Source organism: Pseudescherichia sp. L3 (assembly GCF_024656065.1).
In the GTDB taxonomy this organism is placed as follows: domain Bacteria; phylum Pseudomonadota; class Gammaproteobacteria; order Enterobacterales; family Enterobacteriaceae; genus Pseudescherichia.
In genome coordinates this window covers 906,908-925,921 of record NZ_JANKYC010000001.1, presented here as the reverse complement: position 1 = coordinate 925,921, position 19,014 = coordinate 906,908, and the positions used below count along the sequence as shown (strand labels likewise).

The 19,014-nt window shown below is 37.0% G+C and carries 19 protein-coding genes; 6 read left to right on the top strand and 13 right to left on the bottom strand.

The genetic code is table 11. From position 1 onward, the window contains the following. Position 1: 1 nt before the first annotated feature. From NR795_RS04510 to NR795_RS04490, 5 genes are read right to left on the bottom strand one after another with little or no spacing between them, the layout of a single operon-like run. Complete coding sequence (locus NR795_RS04510) at positions 2–1,885, bottom strand: phage major capsid protein (RefSeq protein WP_257757287.1); 1,884 nt, start codon at positions 1,883–1,885, stop codon at positions 2–4. Further along, entirely contained in the window at positions 1,830–3,329 is a 1,500-nt protein-coding gene (locus NR795_RS04505) for a phage portal protein (protein WP_257757286.1), read from the bottom strand. Before NR795_RS04505 ends, NR795_RS04510 begins: the two co-directional genes overlap by 56 nt. After that, entirely contained in the window at positions 3,329–3,859 is a 531-nt protein-coding gene (locus tag NR795_RS04500; protein WP_257757285.1) for a hypothetical protein, read from the bottom strand. Before NR795_RS04500 ends, NR795_RS04505 begins: the two co-directional genes overlap by 1 nt. 12 nt (positions 3,860–3,871) lie before the next feature. Continuing rightward, complete coding sequence (locus NR795_RS04495; RefSeq protein ID WP_257757284.1) at positions 3,872–5,779, bottom strand: phage terminase large subunit family protein; 1,908 nt, start codon at positions 5,777–5,779, stop codon at positions 3,872–3,874. After that, positions 5,694–6,272 (bottom strand): terminase small subunit, encoded by a 579-nt coding sequence (locus NR795_RS04490; RefSeq protein ID WP_257757282.1) that lies wholly within the window; start codon positions 6,270–6,272, stop codon positions 5,694–5,696. Before NR795_RS04490 ends, NR795_RS04495 begins: the two co-directional genes overlap by 86 nt. A gap of 220 nt (positions 6,273–6,492) precedes the next feature. Between NR795_RS04490 and NR795_RS04485 the strand changes: the two genes are divergently transcribed. The 3 genes from NR795_RS04485 (at position 6,493) to NR795_RS04475 (ending at position 8,348) form a co-directional block, all read left to right on the top strand. After that, positions 6,493–6,900, top strand: coding sequence for a hypothetical protein (locus NR795_RS04485; RefSeq protein WP_257757281.1), 408 nt, complete (start codon positions 6,493–6,495; stop codon positions 6,898–6,900). After that, complete coding sequence (locus tag NR795_RS04480; protein WP_257757280.1) at positions 6,897–7,472, top strand: hypothetical protein; 576 nt, start codon at positions 6,897–6,899, stop codon at positions 7,470–7,472. The genes NR795_RS04485 and NR795_RS04480 overlap by 4 nt, the downstream gene beginning before the upstream one ends. 159 nt (positions 7,473–7,631) lie before the next feature. Then, the gene (locus NR795_RS04475; protein WP_257757279.1) at positions 7,632–8,348 is read left to right on the top strand and encodes a hypothetical protein; all 717 of its coding nucleotides are present in this window, start codon (positions 7,632–7,634) and stop codon (positions 8,346–8,348) included. Positions 8,349–8,387: 39 nt separating this feature from the next. On the opposite strand, the gene NR795_RS04470 is transcribed toward NR795_RS04475, so the two are convergent. After that, positions 8,388–8,741, bottom strand: coding sequence for a hypothetical protein (locus NR795_RS04470; RefSeq protein ID WP_257757278.1), 354 nt, complete (start codon positions 8,739–8,741; stop codon positions 8,388–8,390). Between the two features lie 12 nt (positions 8,742–8,753). After that, entirely contained in the window at positions 8,754–9,416 is a 663-nt protein-coding gene (locus tag NR795_RS04465) for an EAL domain-containing protein (protein WP_257757277.1), read from the bottom strand. Between the two features lie 251 nt (positions 9,417–9,667). Between NR795_RS04465 and NR795_RS04460 the strand changes: the two genes are divergently transcribed. From NR795_RS04460 to NR795_RS04450, 3 genes are all read left to right on the top strand, one after another. Further along, complete coding sequence (locus tag NR795_RS04460) at positions 9,668–9,940, top strand: hypothetical protein (RefSeq protein ID WP_257757276.1); 273 nt, start codon at positions 9,668–9,670, stop codon at positions 9,938–9,940. A gap of 94 nt (positions 9,941–10,034) precedes the next feature. Further along, positions 10,035–11,033, top strand: coding sequence for a GTPase family protein (locus NR795_RS04455; RefSeq protein ID WP_257757275.1), 999 nt, complete (start codon positions 10,035–10,037; stop codon positions 11,031–11,033). Between the two features lie 443 nt (positions 11,034–11,476). Then, positions 11,477–12,271, top strand: a complete 795-nt coding sequence (locus NR795_RS04450; protein ID WP_257757273.1) for a hypothetical protein — start codon at positions 11,477–11,479, stop codon at positions 12,269–12,271. Between the two features lie 92 nt (positions 12,272–12,363). Here the strand turns inward: NR795_RS04450 and NR795_RS04445 are convergent, their stop codons facing one another. The 6 genes from NR795_RS04445 to NR795_RS04420 form a co-directional block, all read right to left on the bottom strand. After that, positions 12,364–12,777: a hypothetical protein gene (locus NR795_RS04445; RefSeq protein ID WP_257757272.1), complete on the bottom strand. Its 414-nt coding sequence runs from the start codon at positions 12,775–12,777 to the stop codon at positions 12,364–12,366. 177 nt (positions 12,778–12,954) lie between these two features. Beyond that, on the bottom strand, positions 12,955–13,347 hold the full coding sequence (locus NR795_RS04440) for a GIY-YIG nuclease family protein (protein ID WP_257757271.1): 393 nt from the start codon (positions 13,345–13,347) through the stop codon (positions 12,955–12,957). Positions 13,348–13,512: 165 nt separating this feature from the next. Continuing rightward, complete coding sequence (locus NR795_RS04435) at positions 13,513–15,573, bottom strand: DEAD/DEAH box helicase family protein (RefSeq protein ID WP_257757269.1); 2,061 nt, start codon at positions 15,571–15,573, stop codon at positions 13,513–13,515. 70 nt (positions 15,574–15,643) lie between these two features. Next, on the bottom strand, positions 15,644–15,796 hold the full coding sequence (locus tag NR795_RS04430; protein ID WP_187371639.1) for a hypothetical protein: 153 nt from the start codon (positions 15,794–15,796) through the stop codon (positions 15,644–15,646). Positions 15,797–16,188: 392 nt separating this feature from the next. Continuing rightward, a complete protein-coding gene (locus tag NR795_RS04425; protein WP_257757266.1) occupies positions 16,189–16,584 on the bottom strand; it encodes a hypothetical protein in 396 nt (131 codons plus the stop codon). A 474-nt stretch (positions 16,585–17,058) separates the two neighbouring features. Beyond that, complete coding sequence (locus NR795_RS04420; protein WP_257757265.1) at positions 17,059–18,999, bottom strand: recombinase family protein; 1,941 nt, start codon at positions 18,997–18,999, stop codon at positions 17,059–17,061. Positions 19,000–19,014: the final 15 nt, after the last annotated feature.

Here is a 19,014-nt window from a genome sequence, read left to right as displayed (position 1 = left end):
ATTATGCTCCAACACGTAGAACGTAGAATGCTTCTGGACGTGCTAGGGCATAGTTGATAGTTGCCCAGATTCGCAAATAAAGACCACCACGATCACGTGAAGTAGTTTCATCCTTATCCAGCTCAACATCTGAACCCCATTGTGCGATTACGATTTGGGAAAAATCACCCAAAATTACTTGATCATCTGCTACTAGAGTACTTTCGATTACTGGAATCTCACCCGCTAGTAATTGTGAAGAACCCTGGCCTTCTACTAGGAACTTAGCACTGGTATTACCTTTAATTACCTGCTTACGTAGAGCTGCACGTGTTTTTGGTGACATAACAGCAACAACTTTAGAACTAACTACATTATTAGAACCTAGTTCGCCCATTGCATCCACTACTGCATCGAAATCAATATTTGATAGAGCTGCAACTTCTTTAACATTACCTTCTTTAACCGCTTCGGAAACTACTTTAGCCATTACATCTTTTTCAAGACTTGAGGACGCACCTTTAATCATTGCATCAGTAGTATAACGTTCAGCAGCATTGGAAGATTTCATCATAATACGAGTTAGATAAACAGAACCGGTGAAATCTTTAGGCTCTAGTGTAACTTTACCATATGCTGGGGTTGCTTCTGGCGATTTACCATCTTCTTCAATAAAACCGAAAGCATCAGTAAAATCAGAGTTAAGAGCAGGTAAGGATAGTTTTCCGTCACCTTCAAGACCACTGATCACAGTAATTGGGAAGTTTGCAAGTACTGAATTAGCACGAAGGATATCGATGTATGAATCGTAATCAATAGTTTCTTGAATTAGATTAGCACCGACAGTAGTATTAACAGCACGTAGTGCACTAGTAGGAACTACCAAACCACGTTTGCCCTGTTCGAATGCAGACATATCTTCTTCATTTGCAAATGAACGTAGGCCATTTTTTAGAGTAAAATCTTTTTTCATTTTATCATCCTTGATATTTTTATTTTCATTAATTTGACGTTTGAAGTCGGTTACGCTAATTCCTTTAGCGATTGCATCCGACACATCAATATTTAGTACTTTACCGATAGAAGTTAGCTCTAGCTGACGTTCATTTTCAGTATTAATTAATTCATTACTAATTAGTGGTTCTTCAGTACTGTTAAGCTTATTTAGCAGATCTGGACGACTTGCAATGATTGCTAATAGTTCATCATCACTGTGTAATGCACGTGTTTGTTCTTCTAGAACTACTTCAGCTTCTTCTTGTTCGGTTTCGAGTGCTTCTTCCTGTACTTCTTCTCGAACTACTTCAGCTTCTACGTGTTCATTTTCAGGTTCATTAATATCCTGAGTATTCTCTTCCATGAGTTCACCCTCTTGAATTGTTTCACTAGGACTATTTAGTGTTTCCAATTCAATTAGGTTTTCATTTGGATCAAGACTACGGCCTATTCCAACGGTAGGATCAACGGGAATAGTTACCCAGCTAATTTCGTAAGGAGTAAAACTTGTGACAATGATATTATCACCATCAATACGAAAATCATTGATAAAATACCCAACACTAATATGTGTTAGTGTTCCCTCTAAAATCATCTGCCAAATATTTTCAGCAGTATTACTAATACGAACAGTAGCACGACCTACACGATCAGCATCCATGCGTGCACTAAGTACCGATCCAATAATAGCATTAGGATCATGATTCCAGAGCAATGCAGCATTTTGATTTAATCTACGAAGATCTACGTTTTCAGTACTACATAAAAGAATTTCATTATAGTCTTTGTCATTGATTTTACGCTTTGCTGGCAATTCGCTACAAAATGCAATTTCAACGGTTCGCGATTCAATATCAATCGCCTGTAGGGGTATCGTTAGTTCCCTCTTGTTGTTGTTCTTGATTTCCATCCTGGATATCTTCCTTATCACCTTTCTCTTTTGCGATTTCTTCCATTACTTTGCGTGGATCACCTCCTAACTCTGCAATTACTTGTGTTTTACTCTTTAGTCCTGCATCCAGTTGCATAACTTCTGCTTCAATATCCTTAACAGGATCAAGAGAAATAGGCTTCTGTGGGATATAACGAGCACAACATAGATCATCAAAATCTGAGAAACTTAAGTTTAATTTGGTATTATTTAGCATCTCATTCTTCAACCAGGCGATATAAATCGGTTTTAGTACTTTACTAATGAGAACATTAGTACGGGTACGGAATGTAGTTTGCTGTAACTTTTCAGTTAAACGTGCAGCACTGAATGATGCATTTGAAGTATCAGATAGAAGTGCTTGCTTAGTAACATTTAAACCCATACTAATCTGATTCATTAATTCATTTGTAAATTGATCTATACCGTCTACGCCATTAGTTGGGGTGACTGTTTTAATGTCCTGCCCTTCCCCTAATTCACCTATAAAACCCGCTTCAAAGTACTCGGTGTAAACAGGCGTAACTTCATCGCGACTACCATCTACCAGATCGACCTGTGAGGTATCACTATTATTGGTTATGAATGCCATACTTGAAGCACTAACACGCTTCGCCGTTAATGCTGCCTCTGTGAAGTTCTTAAGATCTTCCATAAGCTTACTCGTTGCTACCATATCTGGAATGCCGCGTTCCTGAATCCCATCAGCAATAAAGTAATGGCAGATTTCAGAAGCAGGAATTACTTCATAATTAGTAGTGTCATAGTTATAAGTTACTGGATTGTATGCACAGAAATAGTAGTTAATGGGGCGATGATACTTATCAAATTCGATACCGTTACTGATAAAGTTACCGGATGGTAGCCACTGATTATTAGCCTGTGTTAAACGAGCTGCATCGATGATTTCTATCTTGACAATGCCGTCAATATTATGAATCCTTACAAATACTTCACCATCCTGAATGCGTAACTTTTCACAAACTTGCTGAAAATTGTCAAAAGACATTGAACCATCAAGGCTAAAGTTAGTAGCGTTATATGCCCATCGGTCAAAAAGCTTTTCTAAAGTATTGTTGATGTGATGAAGTTCTTCTTCATCTTTATCTAGCTCTACAGCAGGCTTAAGGTAGATGCCATCACTACCAACTACACCATCTACCGATAAATTCATGTACTTTCGTCCAATAGGATTTTTCAGTACTGCATCCCTGCTAAAAGCCCTAAAGGTAGCTAACGATCTCATCAGAATGTAGTTGATGTTTGTACCGCTATTTGAATTAAATCCAAAATTCAGTACAGAGGTGTTACGTACTGCTTGTAAATCCTTCTTTAAAGTACTGGATTTTACAGAGCGTTGATTCTGTGCAGTTGGTTTAATCTCTGGAAGTACTTCTTTTTGTTTTTTATTATTCCAAAACATTAGCGAGTCCTCCATGTGTTAGGCTTAAACACGGTGATACTCTTGAATGGCCTGCCATTACCCGATACGTTAAGACCGTTCATCTTTGCCCATAAGGCATTAGCACGCTTTACGTAGCGTTCACGCATGGTTTCAAGGGAGTTAAGAGATTCACTTACTAATGTTTTATTATTGATTGTTATACTGTAATTAGCCCCACCGCTAATCTTATTGGCAATTACTGCATCAATTTCATCAATCATTAGTTTTAGTTTGGCATATTCAGAAGTATGCAATACAGGGTTGATAACTTCAGAAGTAAAATTACTCACATTGTTATTAGTGATTTGCGTACAGAATAGCATTTCGCTTGCTGTACTAATCGTTAATGGGAGAGTAAATTCTTTTGAAGTATCAGACTGTAAATTATCTAGTGAAGTACTAAGACCGGATGATGTAAAACTAACTACAAGAATTGTTTTAGCGGGAACCATTACCGTAAATTCATATGGTTGTGTGACCATATAAATCTTTTCTGGTAATAATGCCATTCGATATCCTTATCATTTACCGAACCAGTTACTACCCATTCCAGTACGTCTAGACTTTTTTCTTTTTTCTGTTTTGGGAATTGGTTCTTCTGCTTTATTTATAGTTTTAGTTATAGTTTTCTCTGCTTTAGATTTGTGATCACGTAATCTTCTGAAAGGTTGGCTAGTACCTATCACTGGTGCAGATAGGGAATAGCTGATCGCTATCATTGCATAAACTAAACAGTCTAATGCTTCGTTACGCTTCTGGCTTTTCTTGAGTCGCCAAACTAATTTACCCCCGGCTGGCTTCAACTCTTCGGCACTAAGCTGTTCAAAATAATCTGAAGGTAGCGAACTACTAAAACGTAACTGAGTTGGTGAGTCTTCGGGATTCTCAGATAACATTAAATTAAGCAGTTTGCGTATATTATTTTTCTCTTCATGTACGTTTAATAAAAGTAGAGGATACTTTGCTTCTGTACTGGTCTTGAATAGTTCGCCTGTAGTTGTAGATCTGCCCTTGATAGAGTGATACTTAGAAGATTTTCTTACCCATGTCCGTACTGTAGCTGTTGCATTACCGTTAGAACTGTCAACGAATACTGCTAATGTTGGTGTATCTCTACCGCTTACTGTTTTAAACTGTTGCCTACAATACACATCAAGTTCTGCCCATGCAGGTGATTCGATCTTAGTACAATCGTGACCATAGAAGAACTCATGGCTTAACACATAAACATTCTTCTCATCAAACCCTAATACTGTTGCTTCCAGGCGGTCTAATTGCTGGTCAACGCCAATACATATCCCAAGTACGCTATCAGGTATTGCTTGTAAGTTAAATTCATCTTCACGTAATGATTCTAATTGGATTACATCTAATTCTTTCTGGTATTCATCTTCGAACGGCAAACCTAATTCATTGTTAAAGAAAGTTTGCATCGTGAAGCTATAAAGTGCTTCTGCAAACTTACTTACCATTTCTTCGATAGTGTTCAGCGGTGAATACATACGGCTAATTTGATACCCTACTACACCTTTCTCACCATTTGGATTAGTTGCGATCCATCGCCCCTTATTAACCATCTGATGCCGTGTATGTTCGTCTATTTCAACCTCACAATGTGGACATATCAAACGAGTAGTAGTACTGTCTGGTATTGATCTTCCATTCTCTAATTGCTTAAAGCTAAATGCTACCTGCTCCCATTCAAAGGTATATTCATGACCACAAGTATGAGTGACAAAGTATCTTCTTTGATCTGATAAATTATATTCAGCATTAATCAAATCATCTTTATAGAGGGGAGTACTCGAAACAACTACAAGAGCATCATCACCGAAGGTACTTGTTCTCGCCTCTGCCAACTTGATTGGATTTCCTTCATCAGTAATTTCTACGTTTGAAACTTCATCAAGCAAAACCACCCGGCAAGTGATACCCCGAAGATTACCTGGCGTGTTGAGGTTCAACCAATAGATGAATGTACCGTTAACGAGCTGCGTTTGTTTTGCATTGTTTGCAGCATTTTTATCATTTTTGTCTGTCACTAATGGTGCAAGTACTTCACTGGTTTCAATGGCAGGAAGAAACTTTCCATCCTTGAATTTCTTCACTTCAGATTCACTACTGGAACCGAAAGCAAAGTTACATGGATCATTTGCCATTATTCCAAATGCAATGGATTGAAGAACAGTAGTTTTAAGTAGCTGGCTACAACTCTGAAGTACAATCTTCTTTGTGGATCGCTCCTGTGCGATATCCATTGGCTCTTTTTGAAAACTAAACGGAACCCAATCAAGACCCATATTAGGCCCATCGACAAACTTTACTACACCGTTACTAATCCATTCACTCGTTTTCTGAATCTTCGGCGGGCGAATCGTCGGTAATATTTTCGCTAATATCCTTGTTACTTTTATCTTGTTCGTATTCATCTTCCATGATTTCCAAATCTTCCGGTAGCTCAAATTCCATCGAGCCTAATTGGTACAAAGTACTGTCTATTTCTTGTTTCAATCTGTCCCTTAAATCTTTAGCATCAGTCTGTGCAAATAATTCCAGGTATACTTTTGATGGTATTGCACGCATTGCTGTTTTCACTTGGAATAAGTATGCTGTTAACACTTGCTCTATATAGATAGTACTGACCACCTCGCCGTTCTTCTCTTCTAACTCTATTTCAGCTATTGCAGCTTCTGCTTTCAACTTACGATATCTTTCTTTCTCAATTAGTTCTTTGGTATCTGTATTTCTAAGAGGGTTAAGGATATTCTCTATTACCCATTGGGTTATTTCGGGCATTGTCTTTGTGCAATCTAATCCACGTGCCACCCAGTCACGGCTAACAACACTGGGATCGTAACCATACATAGCGGCAAGTTCGGCGTACTTTATTGTTAAGCCCGTTGTTCTTGCTTTTTTAGTCATTTTTATTCCTTTGCTACCCTAATACCTGTCGTGGGTATTGTTATAATGTCACATACAAATTAAAGATCGCGTGGCGAAATCTACGCGGTCTTTTCAAAATTCATGGGAGAACCTTTTCATTAATTGAATGCGATCTGTTTATGATATTTATCATTTGTAATAGCATTACAAAGTACTTCATGATAATCTTTAACTTTCCCATACATATGAGGCCCTCTAAATGTTTTCCTATATTCGTAAGTTCTTTGACTTATTTCTAAAGTTACCTAAGTCTGTTCAAGTTCAAATCATTGACGCTATCATTTTCGCTTTTTCTTTCGCCTACCGTCGTCTTTTCAAAACTAAAAGCAAAGAGGATTTAAAGAAAGCAACCGATGAAGCTGTAACACCAAAGCAGTGGAATGCAACTACTTTAGCCGTTCGTTCTTATGTACCTTCATTGTACTCATCTGAGAAGAAAGCAGAATTTGCACAATCAATCATCGAACTTGTTAGGAGTAACGATTTTATCAGTGAGTTGGGTAATCGTATTGAAAAGATACAAGCTGATGATGAAGAAGCTTATGTAGCACTTTGCTCTATTGAAACTAAAAAGCTTATTATCGAAATGATGGATAAAGCAAAATGACTGCACATGATATTACTGATAAATCTTTCTTGGATTTCTTATCTGAGAACATGAGTGTAATAGGTACTATTCTAGGTTCACTTATTACTGGCCTGGTGTCTTACCTCATTCAGTCAAACAATAACAGAAGCAAGCTGATAGAGAGTAAGCAACAGTTTCTATTCAAGATTACTGAGCAAGACCTTAAAGAAAAGCGTGAGTTAATTAGACCCCTATTACAATTTTTTGAGTCTATTGTTCATCCCGCTAGCATATCTTTTCCTGCTGATGTGGATGATTTCAATACTTGTTTAGTACAAAAAAGTCACATTATAAAAAAAGAAATTTCCAATTTTTTAGTCAACTACTCAATTTTTATAAATGAAAAGTTGAAGGGAGATATTTGGCAACTTCATGAAAGTATTTTATTATTAGAAGAATGGGAAAATCGTATATATACACCGGGACTCAACGACTATGACAATGCTTATCAAGTAGCTACGCAAGCAACCAGTAGTGTTGAACAAATAAAGGATAATATTAACATATTAGTTGCATCTCTATATGAAGAGATATCACTTGATAAAAAATAAAACCTTTTGATCTTAGATAATAGATACTCTACTAATATCCCTTATATGAATATGAGGGATATAAACTCCAACTAAATATTTTAAAGCCCCTCTCCCCCAGTTGCATTTTATCGATATTTACATTAATCTCATAATACTTATCACCACAATGGAACATTTATGGAATGGTATAACTACACAGGTAATGCTGCCGATTGGGTAATGGCTGGAGCAGCTCTAGGAGGCTATTTTCTAGCTAGAGATTATTTTTCTGATATCATTAAGAAAGATGGTTATGATCTTGTTAAGAAACTGCACCTTGAATTATTGCCTCAGCTTCAAAGCAACCTTAATCTTTCATCTATTAATGTACTGGACATTGAAGTTCCAAGTTATATAGCGGGAGAAAATGGAGTATTTCAAGATGAAGACGAAGAAAGCAATTTGAATGTGACATTAAATCGAGATCTAAAAGATTTGAAGCAAAGGCTTTCTACTAGTTATAAACTTGAAAGAGAAATTCTTGCTATTTTAAATGATTTGGAAATCTATGGCTGGCACTTAAAAAATGATCGCAAGCAGATTCTTATTGAGTTGCTCAATGCTCATAAAGCTACGTTTTCCCGTATTCACAATATCACTTTGTATTTAGAAGAAATACTTAAAAGAAACCCTCCGCAGTTTGAAGTGTTAGAGGAAAATGATGGCCGGTTTGGCTCAAAATATTTACCTCCATTTTTACAGCCTATTGATGATCTTTCAGCGAATTTAATTAAGAATCAAAAAGCTTTATATGATGTTGGAAGTGAGACTCCATATACCTTTTCCAATACTTTATGGTATAAGTATTTCAATAAAGGTAAGCACTTAAAGTTATACTATGAGTACCGTAAATAAATTTCATGCCGTAAGTTCTAAAGATTTACGGCATTGTTGTTAAATATTATCGGGAATATGATTTGATGAATTAACATCATTTAAGGACTCGTGAATAGTACTACTATCTTTTGCAGTTACTGTCGGTATATGCTGCCTATATGGCCTGAGATCAACAAGTCGTGACTCACGTATCATACAGCCAATACTGCTATCATCATCCTGATAGTACTTGTTATAATGGCAATCACTTGCAAACTGTGAGCGGTAGTACTTCACCCCGTTACGCTCGCCAGCAGGGAATACTACAACGGCGTGTTGACTGTCTACATACCCTACTAACGCCTTATCCATGAAACTGTGATGAGTATTGCAACCAGTAAGTACTATCACCATCATGAGCCATACCTTCATATGTATGTTTCCTTACATCAGGGTATGAACCTTTGTGAATGGCACGGTACGGTACTGGCCCTGTACTCCCCAGATACCTGCTTCCCGTAACATTGGTACATGTCTCCTGTCCTCAAAGGAGGGAACAATGATCCGATCACAATACTCTCGCAGGTTTTTAATGAGGACGGGGAATGTAGGCTTGTTTACCTCATTATTGAAAAAACCGTTATCCAGCTTCACTACATCATAGTTATGAGTAACGAGGCCAGATACATCACTATCCCCCTTCCCAAGGTCAGACAGCCACATAGCATTACGTATGCCCCTCAACTCATCCCGTACCGTACTGATACTCTCTGAGAGTTCGAGTCTTACGAATGGTAATGAACTTAGTGCATAACGCAGTGCATTATCATGGCTCAGTAGCACGGCAGATTCTTCATCACATACGGGTAACGATACTGTTACGCCACGTTTGAGTATCCAGGCTGCTTGTTTAGTAATTGTCGATAGTTGCTCATATAGGTAGTTACGTTTCTCATCCGTACTCCAGGTTCTGATCACCAACTCTGGATGTTGTACATGTACCCCATCATTGAGTAGCACCGTCTGTACTGATACTCCCAGAAGTTGTCCTGCTACGGAGGTAATCGGTTCTGCGACAAACTGGTATGGCTGCTGTGTAGTTTTCATTTTTCATCCATTGATATGTGCAATAGCGAGATTGTACGAATGGCTGTGCCAGGTTGTGTCAATCCGCTAAGTTATTGAAAATGATCATTTTATTGATCAATTTCAAATAGATATCAATATTAATTTTTCCATAACTTTTTGAGATATCACTTAAGCCAATGATTTCAATAGGAATAAATTTTTTATTTGCCTTTGCTATGAAAGGATGTGTAATACTGTACATACATACAGTTATAGAGGGAGGGATGATAATGACAAGTAAGACAGGGTTTGATCCATCACAGACACGTGGTGTACAGGCGTTCGAATATCTGGGCCATTGGTATCGTGTGTGTTACTACGGATCGGTACTGGAACATGTGCTAATAGGTGAGAAGGTATTGTTTCAAAACGAGGCGGGGATGTATTGGATCGGTACTATAGAGAGGGATTGTTTCATGTTCGTTGGTGATGGGTTGTTCGATTCGGTACTTGCGGCGGTAGGGTATGATTGGTTCTGCGAGCAGGGAGAGCTACTTTTATAAGCCGCTGTACTGCATCTTTTTCTTTACAAAAAAAAACAAATATTACAAAATGGGATTTTTCCTATTCATTGTTTATTGATAATAAGGGATGCAAATGAGTTCTTACAACAATATTTCTAAAATAGCATTATCGGTGCTTCAGAATGCAACAAGTAGAATTGAAGAGTCTAATAATTCTTATCAAAAAAATGAAAATGAGATTAAAAATAAAACAAAACCTTCATCTAAAACTAAAATTTTAGATGACTTGTTTTCTAAATTGCCTCCAGAAATAGCAAAATATACCAAAAAGAAATTAACAGAGGTTATTGATTATGAGCCTCGTATTGGTGTAATGGGTAAAACTGGCGTTGGTAAATCTTCTCTATGTAATGCTATTTTCCAGCAAGATGTTTGCAAGATAAGCCATGTTGAGGCATGTACTCGCACTGTTGAAGAACTTCGTATTGATGTAGGTGGTCGTCATTTAACAATTGTAGATTTGCCTGGTGTTGGTGAAGGTGAGGCTCGGGATGATGAATATGCTGCCCTGTACGAAGAACAAATCCCAAATCTCGATCTGATTTTATGGGTAATCAAGGCAGACGACCGTGCTCTTGGACCTGATGAGAAATTTTATAATCAAGTATTAAAAAAATTGGATGCTGAAGAGAAAATTCTCTTTGTCATAAATCAGGCAGATAAAATTGAACCATCTGATGAATGGAATTTCGAATCTAACCGTCCCTCGAACGAACAACGTGAAAGTTTAGAGCGGAAAGAAGTTGATATTTATAGCAGACTATTCGAGCCGAATAATGGATGTATTGCAGTATCTACAAAGCGTAAATTCAATATCGATTTATTAGTTAAAAAAATGATATTGAAATTACCAAAACATTCGAAAGCAGCAGTATATAGTACCCTTCGTGAAGAGAATAAAACTGAAGAGGTTAAGAAAGAATCAAAAAAGGGGTTCGCAGAAGCCGTAAAAGACGTTCTTGATGCAGTAATTGATAATGCTCCTCTACCCAAAATCGTGAGAGAGCCATTAAAAGCAGCAAAGAATTATATTTGCGATAAAATCTCTGGATTCTTTGATTCTTGGTTCTAATTAAGTAATGCCAGTACATTGCAGTACTGGCAAATTGTACTACCCCCACACCACCAACAAACCTACCCATTTGGTGTAAGAGTAGTACCACTTAACTCTAATGATAAACAGTAATACGTGCAATGGGAATTTCACAATATTGTACTAAACTCAAATTGGAAGTTCCCTTGTTCATATTGAGTTTTAGCCAGTGCCGTAAGGCACTGGCTTTTTTTACTGAATCTCTGCCCCAATCTCTTTCATCTTGGACAGTACTTTATCAAGTTCTTCTTCATTCAATGCTAACTGTTCAAGTACAAAATCGTTATCCGGCTCGTACTTGAATACCTCACGATAAGCCCGATCTAATAGAACTTCGATGATATATGCTTTAACATCTGGATTGATAGATCATAATGAGCTATGGTGATAAAAATTAAACTTTATTTATTGATTAGTTTTAAATGGATAAATTTTACACAAAACCCGATTACGCTTTGTACTGTATGGATGTTGTTAAATTGCTAACTGATACTTCAGAAATGCATTTTTTTGAACCCTGCGTAGGTGATGGTTCATTTTATAACCTCATGCCCATTGATCGACGTAGCGGATATGATATTCATCCGAGAGTACCCAATGTACCAGCACGTAATTTCCTCATACAACGTTCATTACTTAATAATGAATTACCAGTTTGTGTTGTGAGCAATCCACCATTTGGGCGGTTATCATCAGTTGCAGTAAAATTTTTTAATAAATGTGCATCATTCTCAGATGTGTATTTTATCTGTTTTATTGTCCCCTTAACTTTTAGAAAAGCAGCAACACAAAATAAACTAAATGAATCTTTCCATTTAATTCATGATGAGGACTGTCCTAAAAAATGTTTTCTCATTGATGATAGGGAGCATCACGTACCAACATGTTTTCAGATATGGGAACGCCGTAGCTATTCACGAGATAAAAATATTATTAAAAATGAAAGTGACTATTTTACATTTTGCACTAAAGATGTTGCAGATATTGCCATTAAACGTGTTGGTACTAAGGCTGGTGAGTTGGCATTACGAGGGGAAGAACATTTAGATTCTGCAATGTATTACATTAAATCACCATTTAAACGCCAGATATCAAACATCATGAACTCAGAGCAATATATGAGGGATATTATCAGTTTGCGTAATAGTACGGCAGGAGTTTATTGTGTGAGTAAATCAGAATTGGTTCAAACAATTGAAAAGTATATTTCTATTTGAATAATTTATGATGCACTGTAGGGTTGGCGGGCTGCGACTATTCGCTACCCTGTGCAGACAATATAGCCCCTTTGGTCATATTTCGCAAGGGACTAAAATAGATCGTCTTCCTCTTTAGAAGGTTTTTCTTCCTGCTGATTGTTTCTAATCAAATCATCAATTAGCTTCAATGAGTGCTCTCTTAAATCAATGAGATCTTGTTTAATCTCAAAGAGACTTAAGCCACGTTCAAAATCTAAGATGTTAACTACAACTTTCCAGTACTTTTCGCTTTCTTTATCGCCTGCAAGCGTCAATAACCAATAGCCAGCTAAACCAATATCTTCACGTTTAGGTAGCTTATTACTTCCAGTTTCAACACATGAAAAATAGTCTTCAAAACAGGCAATAGACTTATCAAATAAATCTGTGCAAACATCATAGTTACTCAGATCAAATTTTAATGTTTCTTTGTCTAAAAAATTAAAAACAGTATTAGGTACTAAGAGGGCTTTAAGCTTTACCATGATAACCTCGGCTTTTAATCAAGGGTTTCTAGTAATGTACTTCTTAGTAGAACTAATTGCAATATATTTTATCTTTAAACACCCGGTACTCTGTACCAAATGAGTAGTTATATTTTTCTATATCCATAGATTTTCACCTCTATGGATATTTATAGTTATGACAGTATGTTTATCTAATTAGACCCATTCAAACATGGGTTGTATTTTCTCTTGCTGATAAACCTCATCGTCAAATACACATTTATAATTTAGTTTAGAAAGTTGACGTACTAGAACATCTGTAAACCCGTATTCATAGCATTCAGTATACCCTTCTGGCATTGAGTCGCGTTTAACAGCAGCACGGTACTTTAGATTAGCATTATGTATTTTCTGCTCATCATAAATGTAACCAATAGATTTTACATCATGCTTGAATAAACGAAAATGTGAGTACTCATAATGTACGTTCCTTTTTTCTAGTTGATCCATACGTTTCAGTATATTACTGGTATATCCTAGTTTTACATAGCAAGATCCAGTATGAACATTCCTTACTTTACATATATAGATGAATTGCTCTTTCTCCATTTTTTATCCTCATTACTGAGGCGATAAATAGTACGCTAACACTGGGCGGCCTTCGGGCTGCCTTTTTTATCACCTTTTGTTTTTTTAGTACTGCTTTTTAGTAGAGGTAGCGGTTAGGATATCTATTATATAAAATATTAAATTACTAACCGCTACCTTTTATACTTACATACGTAACTGATTTAGTTTCGCTTTGATCCCTTCCAGAGATTGCCTTGCTTCCACATGTTCGGTAGCACCTACGTATAACGTGAAGGCTGGCTTAGTGAAACGTAAGCCTGTTAGGGATAGGTGGATCACCTCACATACCTTGATAACACTACCGTTCACCTTTGCGTTCTTACCCTTACCAAGAGTGATGTAACGCTCTAGAATAGCTTTAGCCCCCTTAGATGAGTTGCTTTCTACCCCAATACTCCCCATCGTTACGCATTTTGACCACATAGGATGTTTCAACATCAACGCTGTATTACCCGCAAAGTACTCATGTAGTACTTTCTGGATCACGGCATCTGCAATGTCACGGATCGCGAAAGCGTCTAGCTTCGTTCTATCCGCTACCATCCCTACGATTAGTTCACGAATAGTGTTACCTGTTGGGAAGTAATCTGCGTCCATGTGAGCACGATAGAAGAAGGTACGATCATCAATGAACCCTTTCACTAGTGCTTCAAAATCATCCTTGTGTAGACCACGTGCTAGTAGTTTCTCAGCACTCTGATCAACCGCTGTATAAAGCTCTGTAGCCTCTTCTACGGGCTTCACGTTCCCGTTGATGGCATCAGATAGGTACTCTTCTATAATCGCGTTCTCTGCTTCTATAGCAGCCTCTTTCAGCTTCTTAGCAGTATCGGTGATGACTGCATTATTTTCTCCGTCACCATCTTCAAATCGTAGCGGTTGAACGATGAAATCATATTTTTTCAATTCTGTGCTAAGGAGTGAGAAATCATTAGCGTACTCACGTGTTCTGTGTTCAGAGTATGCATAATCAATACCAGTAAAAGAAACTTCAAACTTTCCTTCATGGAAGTACACCATACTCCCAGCAATATCTTTACGGTACTGACTAGTAAATGAATACTTTGCTTCATCTGTTTGAAGTGCTTCATATGTAGTTTGTAGAAGCTCTTTCATTACTTTAGCATCAGCAACTACTTCAGCACGATTAAATAAACCAACTTCCACCACTTCTTTTCTGTTCACGTAGTAAGTAACGCTTTTTAGCTTTATGATCTTACGGAAACGGTTTGTGAATTGTTCAATACGTGCGGGATGTTCATCACCAACAATAATAACATCTACTTCATCTAATTGGTTTTCAATTGATAGTCCTTCAACGATACTGTATGTACCATAAAGTACTTCAGATTTCATTTCACCACTTACATATAAATCAACTACATCATCATCATTTTTCTTATCAGCGTTTACAACTAAGCCAGTACGGCTACACATTTGATTTAGTGCTTCACACTGTGCTTTATCATTTAGTAATACTATGGTTTTGCGATTACTTGTATTCAACTGATTGAGTACTAGATCCTGAACCTTTGAAGCTACTACAGTACTAAGTACTTTACGTGCCTTACTCGCTTTATAGACCTTGTATACTTTGTTAAAGTGAATACCAGAGAAATCATCAGGTGAAGCCGTTCCTGACATCATAATTACACTTTTAAACAATGGGAAAGCGGCAATCAGGCGGTTAATAACATTAGCCTTATAACCATAGTCTAAGAAGAATCCGTGAACTTCATCAATTACTAATGTCTTATCAGAAAAGTACTCTTGATTATCATGGCGTAGAATAGTTTCTATCTGGTTCCATGTACAAATCCCAGTACTGAATACATCATTATCGCCATTGAACGATAAGCGGATTGATGTTAACGGTACTAATACAATGTAACCTGGTTTTGCCCTACTCTCATTTTCTTTAGTCTCAATAAACTGTGTAGTCTTACCAGTACCTACTGATGAATTAATAAGATTTACACCATGAGAAAGATCCATCCTGCTAAAGATGTCACTAATGTATTGATACTCTTCTAAGTTCCATTCACCATCATAAATTGATGAATTTCCCGCTAGTTCTTCTCTGAGAGCATTTGATAGTACTCTATCAACCACCGTACCATTCATCACAGCCTGACGTAATTTATCTGCCTCTTCTTTAAGTGCTGCACGGTCAACTACACGCGGTAGTAATAGTTCCTCTTCCATTTTGTATATCCTTATATTATCGCGTTACTTCCTGTAATCGCGTTGCTACTACTTGTAAGGCCAGTAGCATTTACCCCTTGATCATCATTTCATTGATTAGATATTGGATTGCGGCAGATTGCCCTTTGGCTTTTCCTGTATCTATTAATTGTTTCTGTAATGCTTGTACCTGTGATTCGCTAAGGCGTACAGACACACGAATGTCTTTATTTTCTTTTTTCATTTTGTCATGCTTTTCTCGATAAATTTTATACAAAAGGTAGCCCCATTGCGGGGCTATTCTTATACAAAAGGATTGGAGTTTATAATGCTAACGTACTGACCCGACGTTAAAGGGTTATATTATGATTATACCATATTAATTTTTAGCGTTTCATAAATCTCGCTACGTATTTATTTATCATTTTTTCTAGATTGTTCCTGGTTACTAAATCCCAGATACCTTCTAAAGAATGGAACCTTAACAGGTAGTGCCAGTACTACCAAAACCATAAACATCAGTACAAGTACTACATAAAATGGGAAAAGCAGAAAATCGATTATAAGTTGCATGATGTTACCCACCTCTCGTTGTTCTCTAGACTTATTTATAGCAAGAGGTGGATCTAGCTGTACTTATGCGATGTTAAATGATGGTTTATGAATCAAACTAATGTCATAACCACGAATACTGTGTAAGAGTTCAATTAGTTCCATCGTTATTGGATTACAAAAGTACTCTGAGCATTCACGTAAACCAGCCTCAGTGATTGGGAAATTCTTTCGTTCTACGCTACTTGTAATAGGTGAATCCCAATCTGGAGTTACTTCACGTGGTAATACATGAATTTGGTGTACATCCAGTACATCACCGACAATAGTATAATTTGTTACTATATCGTGATCTGTACGATGCATCCCCAGTATTACAGGTAATTCATCATTATGTTTAATGCCCTGAATGCCGCAAGAATAACCAGTACCTTCGTAAAGGTCACTTAGTAGTTTCTTGATTAACTTTTTTGCTTTCATAAATGCCCCTTTGGCTCAATTAAAATTTATCTCATTACGTTTTCCTCCTCTGTTCTACTGTTTTGACCGTTTATCGAAACTAACGTTGTTTTCACGCCTCTAATATTAAAGACTGAACGCCGGACAGTCAAAAAGCCACTTAAGTGAAATTAAGCTCAAATTTGACAGAGTTATAGGCTACGTAGTAACATTATGTTTCAAGGATAATATTCAAACCCATCGGGTACAAAGTTGCATTCTTAGATGTTGACTTTTCACTAGAATCTTGATAGTGATTGCTATCAATCTTTGTTGTTCCTTCGCCCAATCCTTATGTAGTATTTTCTGTTGTTTTCCTTTTTTTTTCGTTTTTTTATTCTTAAACTATTATAACCCCATGTTTTTGTTGACAAAAAGGTCTGCCTACGATTTATAAACAAAAACCTCGTAGAAATCTTTCTACGAGGCTGAAATGTACTTTCTAATGGGGGATGCTTAATCAATCCATTCGATCATGTCTTCATTAACTATCAAATCAAAATTTTCCGGTTCTCTGCCCCGTAACAATTCTAGATAGTAATAGATATCTGAAACTGTTTTAAATCTTGAGACATATAATACCCAATTTGAACCGTCAGATTGTACTTTAAATACAGTACTACCTTTTTCTTTGACAATGTATGTTCTTTCTTTATCCCGCTCAGTAATGGCTATCTCTTGCAGTACAGATCCCCCACCACGCTTGTTATCTATTACTAGGGTATGTGAAAGCACGTCATTGAAGTATTTGATATGCACAAAAATGCGTTTATCAAACACCCAATAATGTATACTAGAAAGTACTTGTTTAAGTTCTTTTCTTACTTTTGCTCGCAATTCAACATTCATCGGATCCAGCAAGCTATCCAGATCGTAGTTAAAAACAGGTATATCTTCTTGTCCCATTGAACTACTAATTCTGTTTTGAATTTCTTCTATACGATCTTGCACATCGGTTAGACCTTCCATCAGAGGTAGGGAAGTTTTTTTACCAGTTGCTTTACGTTCTGCAATTTTTGATAGGTATGTTTCTTCTTCATTACGAAGTGCTGATAACTCAACTTTGAGTAGTTCTAAGACACTATCATTATTAGCGGAGTTTTCATTCATTAGCTTGTTGAAATCCACGCCCATTACAACATTTAGAATATTCTTCTCAATACGAGTGTACTGTATAGATTTTGCATCACATCTCTTTTTCTCTTCACGAGTTCTGCATATCACATACTTTGTGCGAACATGATTATAGTGAATCGCAATATTCCCTTTGCAACACCCGCATTTGAGAATCCTGGGAAACAAGTTTGATATATAGTCATCTTGGCCTATAGTTACATCTTTACGTATTCTGTTAGCTACACCATTTTTAGTTAGCTTTGCATTCACTCTTTCAAATGTAAGATTATCTATAATCTTTTCTTCAACTACTCGCTTATCGCGAAGCACTCTGAGTACGTTTACAGTACTCCATCCATCAGGTAATTGTTTAACAATTGCCCCTGAACCTAATCCAGATTCAGACAATGTAAAAATTTGTTTAACTACTTCTGGCTCCAGTAGAAGATCTTCGGCAGGCTTCTTTTTCTCCGCCATAACGGTATCCATCATTCGATTAGCAATCGTAAATAATTCTTCGTCAATTATTTTTGGATACACGTTTGGGATTTGTTCACCATTGTATCTTTTATGTTCTCCTAGCAAACGGCGATCCCGTATCAAGCGAGAGACTCTTACCATTTGCCATCTTGGATTGTTTATCCTCTTTACAATCTCACCAGTGCTCAACCCTGATTTGTACCATTCGAAACACTTAACTATTTGCTCCGCTTGTTCCTGAATGATTGAGTACTTGTTATCTATGTTTTCTAACCAAAACGGCATACGGTTCGATACCACCTCCCCGTTACTAGCAGCCCTAAGTACTTTGTTTTGCCATGCTACTTTTGACCTTACTGATTTCATTAGAGATTCGTTATGGGAACGCTGTAAGATGATTTCCATCAGTATCTTAGAAAAATTGTCATCTTCCTGTAACACCAATTTTGTACTTATATCATGTACTACGATTCCACTAGATACGATGAACTGGATTGTATTCTCATTCCAGCTGGAACGTCTTGAGAGGCGATCTAGACTTGTGACAATTAACGCGTCACCTTTACCATACCTGCGATCACGCACATCCTGCAAAAATTTTCCAAGATTTGACTCAGATGATATGTTGGCATTTTTAAAGGCCGAAACGCCTTCATCCGTTATGTATATCCTTTCATTGGTGAATTTTTCAGCATTTTCCTTCAAATATTGATCAATTATTGACCTCTGATCATCTAATCCTGCTCCGCTCAAGACTTGATCAAAAGACGATACACGCTCATAACAAATAGGACGGTGCATGAAATTTATCCCGTT